The sequence below is a fragment of the Clostridium sp. AM34-11AC genome, from assembly GCF_003435375.1.
Taxonomy (GTDB): Bacteria; Bacillota; Clostridia; order Lachnospirales; family Lachnospiraceae; genus Pilosibacter; species Pilosibacter fragilis.
This window is the reverse complement of the sequence record NZ_QWGL01000034.1, coordinates 21259-29472: the sequence shown is the minus strand read 5'-3', so window position 1 is coordinate 29472 and position 8214 is coordinate 21259. Positions and strand designations below refer to the sequence as shown.

Below are 8214 nucleotides of genomic sequence, written 5' to 3'. Positions count from 1 at the left end.
ATGTAATTATCTTTCACTGACAACTATCCTAACACACAGGGATTGCAGAATAACTAAATCTATTTCCATACTTCTTATTTCATTTAAAGCCAACTGTACCGCATGACGATATTCCTCATCAACAATATTTCCATTTATATCCATGACAATACCATTTACTATTTCCGCACTAGGACGTGGTGTAGGCATATTCGCTAATAATTCTGGACAAATTTCGATAACTTCTTTGTCTTTTAGAAACTCTACAACTTTCGGATTGAGATTATTCCCACCGTTATATTTGCAGTTTTTTCCCATGATACATGAACTAACTAATACTTTCATAGATAAGCACCTCACAATTTATCCTAATTATATCATTCAACGAATTACCTCACAATAAATATCTAATCTCTAATTTTATTTTTTCGGCTGTCCCTGTGTGTTATTATTCTGTGGATTGCCTACGTTCTGATTGCCTTTGTTCTTCAACACAATATCCTCTGCTTTTACATACCAGTCCACATCTGCACCACCAAACGTCTTTCTTGATACTGTATCGGCTACGGGATTGACAAGCTCCACAACTGCATTGTACGGAAATTCCCTTAACGGTACTTCTGGCGGTACAGACACGGGAATAATGCCACCATGCAGACTGCACTTCAAATCATAGATACGCTTTTTAAGCTGGGTACTCGGTGTCCCGTCCTCATTCTGTAAGAACACATCACGCACCGCTGTAAATTTTAATTCTCCAAATGTTTTCTCTTTGTCAATAACAAACCCGTTTGATAATCTCATAAATTCTTCACTCCTTTACTTCTCTTCAACTGCTACAATATCATCAGCAACTAACACATAATCGGTATGTCCCATATCCCCGATTGCGTAACCTCTGCCGTATAACTTCGGATTGACAAGTTTTACTTTCTGCTCATACTTGAAATGCTTTTCGCCAGCCTGCACAGGAATTTCCACGACAACATTTTCTCCTCTCTGCACATCTGAATAAAGGTTGTAGCTTCGTCTGGCTAAGACCCTGCGGTTGTTTTTATCCCTTTCAAAGATAGGCTCGCTTTCGCCTGCAAATTCAAGAGCCCCAAAAGACTGTGCCATATCTGGCACGACATATTTCATTTCCATATTGTTTTACCTCGTTTCTTTCTATTTTTAATAAGTTTTTTGATTGTGATTTCTTATTCTGGCGGTTCTGGAAGTACCAGCAATCCCCCAGATAGTAAAGGGTAAAATCAATGCTTACGCACCCTTGACTATCCGTGTTCTTGCAGGTTGTTGGCAGACAAGCCAGAATAAGCGGAAGTCTGCCGTTTGACCGCTTCGGCGGAGAGCGTGATTTTTCTTTCATCATACCGTTACTGCCTTATGATTTTTTCATTTTACGGCGTTTGTAAAGATATGTTCCAGCCAATCCACCAGCAGACGCAAGCAACATCACAACAAATGCCATTACATTTGTACTGTCGCCCGTTTTGGGACTGTCGCTAGGTCTGTTAGGCTTTTCTGGTGTCGGTGGAGTTTCGGGTTTCTCTGGTTCTTCTGGCTTTTCCTTAAAGGTAATCGTCTGTCCCTTATCCTCAATATCCTTATGCTCGGTAACTTTCTTTGGTTCGTCTGGATTGCTTAAATCGTACAATTCTTCAAAAGTTACAAGCTGTTTGCCGTCAAGAGAAGTAGCGTCAAACGTAAAAGTAACTTCCACTTTCATAGTTTCGTTGTCAGCAGTAAACGTATAATCACTTTCCACACGCTTTCCATTGATAAGAAGCTCTGCATTTTCTTCTTTCAACATCTGCCAGCCCACAAGTTTGTACTGTGTACCGATTTCTAAGCCCTCTAAGGTTACGGTATCAATGATTGTTACCTCTTTTCCAGCTTCAAGCTCTTTGTTGCCGTCCTTATCGGTAGCGGTAGTATGTATCTTGATGATACGCTCTGTGATAAGTACCGTCTGCCCGTCGTCCTCAATGTCTTTGTGTTCTGCAACTTTTACGGGTTCGTCTGGATTGCTTAAATCATACAATTCTTCAAAGGTAACAAGATTTTTACCGCCAAGTTCGGACGCATTGAATGTATAAGCAATTTCTACTTTCATAGCTTCATCATCAGCGATAAAGGTATAATCATTTTCTACACGCTTTCCGTCAATGATAAGCTCGGCGTTTTCTTCCTTTAACATCTGCCAGCCTTTCAACTGATACTTTGTGCCTTTTGTAAGTCCGTCCAATTTGACAGTATCAACGATTGTAACCTCTTTTCCTGCAAGGATAGTTTTTTCGCCGTCTTTGCTGGTCGCTGTGGTATGGATAGAGATTTCTTTTTCGTATTCATCAGTCAAAGTCCCTAAATCAACCACAAGGTTATTTCTTGATACCACGATTTCAAAAGGCGGGATAAGTTCAAAGCCTTTGTTACTATCAGAGCGTAATTCTTCAATGATGTAGGTATCATAAGGTAACGCACCCTTGCTGTCGTCTGGTTCAGAAGTTCCAAACCACACACCGTCCTCGCTGGTCTTTCCTGCGTTGGTATTATGCTTGTGAGAAGCCCAGTCAGCAAAAGTGGAGAACTGCCCGTTATCATCAGTTACCACAACATGATTTTCGCCCGTCGTCTTGCTTGTGATCCTAAAGGGAACATCAGCAAGACGCTTGTGTGTGCCTGCACCGATTTTTACACCCTCAATATCTCCACGCTTAATCTGATTATAGATAGAATGAGCTTTGTCGGTTAAGTCCACGATTTTTCCATTTTCTGTGATTGTAAAATCAATCGGTTTTGCACCGTCAGTTAAGTAACCGTCGGGAGCTTCACTTTCAACGATACGGAATTTTCCATAAGGTAAGAGGTCAGCAGAAGTAGAAGCGATACCCTCAATATCGGTACGAATTATCTTTACCACTTCATTTTTCTTGTATAACTTGCCCTCAACCAATACCGCATTATCATTTAAGGAAATGATGTCAAAGGCAGTATCTTTCAAAGTAGCACTTCCTTGTGGCTTTGTATCGCCCGTTTCTAAATCTCGTTTCTGAATTTTGACACCGCCACGGATAACCTTGTCAGATACGGAAAACTGGTTATTTCCAGTTAATACGGCAAGGTCGCCGTCCTCGGTAATCTGTGTAAGGTATAAGCCTTTTATCTGTTCGAACTTATCGCCAGCCTGCATATATGCACCCTCTAACAAGTATCCGTTTGGAGCTTTTATTTCCTCAACGGTTAGTGTCCCAAGTGGAAGAAACGCTTTACCGTCCTGCATATAGAAACTGTCGCCAGATACTTGGTATGTGTCCGCTAATTTTGTGATGTAATGAGTTATCCCATTGCTATCAGTTTCAGCGATTGTCTTTGTAACCCATGTACGAGTAGCTTCGGCAGGGAGATTGTCTTTGTTATAGAAGCCTGCATAATACTTCCATGTAAATTCCGCACCTGCTAAAGAAGCATTCCCCTGCGGATTGTCTTTCTGTGTTTCCATATCTATCTTGAAAAGCTCAATCAAAGTGTCTGTTACTTTCGGTGTATCTGATACTTTCAAAGTCGCTGTTTTTCCAGCTTCAACCTTTAAGGAATATACAGTTTTATCTACTTTATATCCTGCTGGTGCGGATAATTCCTTGATATAGACTGTGCCTGCTTTTACCTCTACAACATCTGTATTTCCGTTTTCATCAGTCGTAAGGGTGGCAAGCTGTTTTGTGCAGTCCTTATCAGCAAAGACACCATAGGTTGCACCAGCGATTGAGTAATTCCCGTTACCGTCTGTAATGCTGGCATTACTGGAAGTCTTTTGCAGTTTTGCATTTCCAACATTCAGTTTCGCCCAGAATTGTCCCAATTCCTGCCCCTCGCCAGAGTAGATATAACCGCCACATTCATAGCGTCCTTTATTTTCTTTGACAAAGGTTTTTGCACCAGAGAAAACTTCGTCCTGCGTAGTCTTTGGAATTTCATCATAAGAAGCTCGCACGTTATCACATTGCCAGCCAAGATGTACGCTCAATTTCTGCCAGACAACACATTGTTCCAACAGATAGACTTGTTTATAGTTCAATTCCTTGTGAGCTTCGCCATACTGTTTGACATACTCTAAGGATAACGCCACATCTGAAATCTGGTCGGCACTCATGCGTGAGCTTGCGTCAGCTCTGGTCTTATAGCCGTTCTTAAAATCTGTATTGATGTCAATACAATAGGCAGTTTCGCCCTCGACTTTCATATAGCCCTCATTGAATGTCGAACCAATAGAACCGTCATTCATTACTTTTTCAATGATACCGACACGTTCTGCACTTTCCGTCCAGTATTGCTTGCTTTCTGCATGAACGGGTGTAGTCGGTAAAGCAGTAACGACAGTTGCAAGAGCTAAGAAGCCCGTACACAATCGTTTCCATGTCTTTTTAATAAATCTAATGCTCCTTTCATTTTGGGTATAAAAATAGACGCTCATTTCTGAACGTCTACATTATTGAAAGGCTTGTCCTCTCACACATATTTTATTTTAATAGGTACAACAGTTGCCTTTCTCCTTGTATTTTCGTTGTTTTCATTACTTGCGTTATCTACAACCCCCATGACCCGGATCAATGATGACACTGTTCTGCTTTGCCAAAATTATTCTCCTTTTTCATAAATTTTATGATATGATACAATCATTGAGTCCAAAATCTGCGCTGTCCGGATATCCACAGCGATTTTTTGAATGAATGATCGGATACCTTATCATATTCCCGTATCATCAGACCTGCGCCATCCATGTCTTAAAACTTTCCCTGGCAATCACACGAAAGGATCTCTTTACACCATGTTAATCGTATTCAACCAGATGGTGAGTCTCTTTCTCTTAATGCTCACCGGCTATCTCGCCAACTGATCCGGCGTGATCGATAAGACTTTTGAGTCGAAGGTCTCCCGGTGATCACCTTCCTCGTCCTGAGATTCTTTATCAGGAACCGCATACTTTTAGAGATCTCCACGATCCTCTCCGGCTGCCCTATTGCTGGAAACGTGTCCATGCTCTGTATGGAATACAACCAAGATGTCACCCTGGTGTCGAAAGGGATCTGTATCTCCACTCTGCTGCCCATGATCTCGATCGTGTCGGCATTGGTTGCGATCTTATAAATATCTCTGCCTCAGGCCATCCAACAATTGGTTGGAAATTCCTGCGGCAGATTAAAAAACGCTGTTTTTGCAGCAAAAAGGACATCTGAACCAGAAATACCCTCGTATCTCTCGTTCAGATGTCCTTTTTATTTTTCGTATGTATTCCTATTCCTGTACCTGCACGCCTCGTGGACCTACATGGGTGGCGAATACCACCTGGGTACTGGTCTTGCCGAACTTCTGGAGCTGGCCGAGGAAGCTATCGAGCTGCATTGTGCTCTCGAAGGCAACCTTCATGATCACGGAGTATTCTCCGGTAACGCTGCTGCACTCTAAGATGTTCGGGATTCCTTCCGCGTAGTTATAGAATTTCTGCTTGTCCTCCGGAAGCACGTTGAGGTTGATGAAGGCGAGGATGTGATATCCAAGCTTCATCGGATCGATCTGTGCCTGGTAGGATGTGATGATTCCATCTTTTTCCAGTTTTTCAATTCTTGCTGAAACCGCCGGGGAAGAAAGGAATGTCTTCTCCGCGATCATTTTCAAGGACGCTCTCGCGTTATGCTGCAGGATCTGCAGAATCTCCCTGTCAATATGATCCATAATTATCTCCTTTGTTCCGGTTTTCAAGTATATTTAGCTGTGTCATATGCCCGGAACTCCTTATCTATATACAGATAACCGTTCAGCCGCGCCGCATCCCTACGGCAGACATCTGTGATATCCAGACCACCAAACGATTCCTGCGTTCATGTTTTATCTATGCTGCCCGACCGTATTTTCACGGATCCAGCACTGTTTTAAAGGCACCCGGCTGCTGTCAGTCTGGTATTTCAGATCTCCCCGTGGAACACTTCCGCCGCCGGACCTGTCATAAATACAGTGTCCTTTTCTCTGTCCCAACGGATCAGAAGGTCGCCGCCGAGCAGTGTCACGCGGACTTCATCGTCAGTAAGACCGTTTAAGATGCAGGCGACCGCCGTCGCGCAGGCACCTGTTCCGCAGGCAAGCGTCTCTCCGGAACCACGCTCCCAGACACGCATATTTACATGTCCGCGGTCTACGATCTCCACGAATTCCGTGTTGGTGCGGTCCGGGAATTTTTCGTGGACTTCAAAGGACGGGCCGATCTTTTCGATCTCCATATCCTTGATTCCATCCATAAATACCACCGCGTGGGGATTTCCCATGGACACGCCGGTAAAACGGTACTCTTTTCCATCCACCGTGATCGGCTCCCCGATCTCGGAGGTCTGCACCGGACGCCCCATATCCACCGTCACAAGCTCTACCTTGCCGTCTTTTAATTTCATAGACAGATGCTTGATTCCGGATGCAGTCTCCACGTCGATCTCCGTCTTATCCACGATTCCGTGGTCATAGGCGTATTTTCCGACACAGCGAATCCCATTTCCGCACATGGCACCCCGGGATCCATCCAGATTGTACATGTCCATCTGGCAGTCCGCAACCCTTGACGGCTTAATTAAAATCAATCCGTCCGATCCGATTCCGAAATGGCGGTCGCTGACCATCTTTGCCGTCCCGCAGGGATCTTCCACAGTCTCTTCAAGACAGTTTACATAAACATAATCATTTCCGATGCCCTGCATCTTCGTGAATTTCATATTTTCTCTCCTATATGCTCCATCCCCTGTGCGAGGATCGTCTGGATGTGACCGTCCGCAAGAGAGTAGAGAACGCTCTTTCCTTCCCTGCGGAACTTGACAAGGCGCATCTGCTTCAGGATCCGAAGCTGGTGGGAGATCGCAGACTGTCCCATTCCGAGAAGACTTGCAATATCGCACACACATAACTCCGACTGGCTGAGTGCATACAGAATACGGATCCTTGTGGAATCGCCGAATACCCGGAAGAATTCCGCAAGATTCTGGAGCTCCTCGCCTTCCGGCATCACGTCCATCACCCGTTTTACCACCTTGTCGTGGACATGAATAAACTCACAGTGCGGGGCGATCTTTTCGTCCTCTCTGATACCCATGTTCCTGCTCCTTTACTGCTGCTGCCGCAGGTCATACGGACAGCAGTTCTTTCCACGCAGTTAGCGCACGAGAAGTTTGCTTACTTCGTACTGCTCCTCCGGGATGTCTTTCTTCATATTCAGTGCCTCCTGGATGTCGAAATCCACGAACTTGCCGTCCTTGTAGGCTACGATACGGTTGCTCTTTCCTTCCGCCAGAAGCTCTGCAGCTCTCGCACCCATGATGGACGCGTAAACACGGTCCTTACAGGTCGGTGTACCGCCTCGCTGGATGTGGCCAATGATGGTGGCACGGGTCTCGATACCTGTCGCCGCCTCGATCCTTCTTGCCATGGAAGTGGAGTGTCCGATTCCTTCAGCGTTGATGATGATGTGATGCTTTTTGCCGCGCTTTCTGTTCTCAATGATCCGGTTGATCAGGTACTGCTCATTGCCGTCGTAGCGCTCCGGAAGGAGAATATCCTCCGCGCCGTTGGCAATACCGCACCAGAGAGCGATATATCCGGCATTTCTTCCCATAACCTCGATGATACTGCAGCGCTCATGGGAGGTGGAAGTATCACGGACTTTATCGATGGCTTCCATCGCTGTGTTTACAGCGGTATCGAAACCGATCGTATAGTCGGTACAGGCGATATCAAGGTCAATGGTTCCCGGAAGACCGATCGTGTTGATTCCGAGAGCGGAAAGCTTTCCGGCACCGCGGAAGGAACCGTCTCCTCCGATCACAACGATACCATCGATACCATGTTTCTTACATACCTCAGCGCCACGCTTCTGGCCTTCCTCAGTTGTGAACTCCTCACAGCGGGCTGTGTAAAGGATCGTACCTCCGCGGTTGATCGTGTCCGCAACGCTGACGCTGTCCATATCTACGATTTCTTCCTGAAGGAGTCCGGCGTAGCCACGCATGATTCCTTTTACCTTCAGGCCTTTATTGATAGCGGTTCTTACAACCGCACGGATTGCCGCATTCATTCCAGGGGCATCTCCGCCGCTGGTCAATACTCCGATCGTTCTGACTTCTTTCTTTGACATATGGGTTTCCTCCATAAAAAAATTCTGTCAATCATTCGCCGTACACGTCCTTATTTTAATGTAAC

Annotated in this window: 8 protein-coding genes and 1 pseudogene; 1 reads left to right on the top strand and 8 read right to left on the bottom strand. The window is 45.1% G+C overall.

The window, feature by feature from the left end; all coding sequences use genetic code 11:
• Window positions 1–39 precede the first annotated feature (39 nt).
• The 4 genes and pseudogenes from DW826_RS15010 to DW826_RS14990 all read right to left on the bottom strand — a co-directional run.
• Window positions 40–324 (bottom strand): annotated as a pseudogene (locus tag DW826_RS15010) (DUF523 domain-containing protein); the annotation flags it as partial.
• A 75-nt stretch (window positions 325–399) separates the two neighbouring features.
• Complete coding sequence (locus tag DW826_RS15005; RefSeq protein ID WP_009243528.1) at window positions 400–783, bottom strand: YdcP family protein; 384 nt, start codon at window positions 781–783, stop codon at window positions 400–402.
• Between the two features lie 15 nt (window positions 784–798).
• A complete protein-coding gene (locus tag DW826_RS15000) occupies window positions 799–1125 on the bottom strand; it encodes a YdcP family protein (RefSeq protein WP_009243529.1) in 327 nt (108 codons plus the stop codon).
• A gap of 238 nt (window positions 1126–1363) precedes the next feature.
• Window positions 1364–4408, bottom strand: a complete 3045-nt coding sequence (locus DW826_RS14990) for an SrtB-anchored collagen-binding adhesin (protein WP_117553114.1) — start codon at window positions 4406–4408, stop codon at window positions 1364–1366.
• Between the two features lie 509 nt (window positions 4409–4917).
• Here DW826_RS14990 and DW826_RS14985 point away from each other — a divergent pair.
• A complete protein-coding gene (locus DW826_RS14985; protein ID WP_117553111.1) occupies window positions 4918–5127 on the top strand; it encodes a hypothetical protein in 210 nt (69 codons plus the stop codon).
• Window positions 5128–5274: 147 nt separating this feature from the next.
• Here the strand turns inward: DW826_RS14985 and DW826_RS14980 are convergent, their stop codons facing one another.
• From DW826_RS14980 to pfkA, 4 genes are all read right to left on the bottom strand, one after another.
• Window positions 5275–5712 (bottom strand): Lrp/AsnC family transcriptional regulator, encoded by a 438-nt coding sequence (locus tag DW826_RS14980; protein ID WP_015552591.1) that lies wholly within the window; start codon window positions 5710–5712, stop codon window positions 5275–5277.
• Between the two features lie 230 nt (window positions 5713–5942).
• The gene (gene dapF / locus DW826_RS14975; protein ID WP_117503422.1) at window positions 5943–6737 is read right to left on the bottom strand and encodes a diaminopimelate epimerase; all 795 of its coding nucleotides are present in this window, start codon (window positions 6735–6737) and stop codon (window positions 5943–5945) included.
• Window positions 6734–7111, bottom strand: coding sequence for a metalloregulator ArsR/SmtB family transcription factor (locus DW826_RS14970; RefSeq protein WP_015552593.1), 378 nt, complete (start codon window positions 7109–7111; stop codon window positions 6734–6736). Before DW826_RS14970 ends, dapF begins: the two co-directional genes overlap by 4 nt.
• Window positions 7112–7171: 60 nt before the next feature.
• Window positions 7172–8149, bottom strand: a complete 978-nt coding sequence (pfkA, locus tag DW826_RS14965; protein WP_015552594.1) for a 6-phosphofructokinase — start codon at window positions 8147–8149, stop codon at window positions 7172–7174.
• Window positions 8150–8214: the final 65 nt, after the last annotated feature.

Bases quoted from the DNA above. Each gene is read 5' to 3' on its own strand.
- DW826_RS15005 (WP_009243528.1), bottom strand. From the start codon at position 783: ATGAGATTATCAAACGGGTTTGTTATTGACAAAGAGAAAACATTTGGA.
- DW826_RS15000 (WP_009243529.1), bottom strand. From the start codon at position 1,125: ATGGAAATGAAATATGTCGTGCCAGATATGGCACAGTCTTTTGGGGCT.
- DW826_RS14980 (WP_015552591.1), bottom strand. From the start codon at position 5,712: ATGGATCATATTGACAGGGAGATTCTGCAGATCCTGCAGCATAACGCG.
- dapF (WP_117503422.1), bottom strand. From the start codon at position 6,737: ATGAAATTCACGAAGATGCAGGGCATCGGAAATGATTATGTTTATGTA.
- DW826_RS14970 (WP_015552593.1), bottom strand. From the start codon at position 7,111: ATGGGTATCAGAGAGGACGAAAAGATCGCCCCGCACTGTGAGTTTATT.
- pfkA (WP_015552594.1), bottom strand. From the start codon at position 8,149: ATGTCAAAGAAAGAAGTCAGAACGATCGGAGTATTGACCAGCGGCGGA.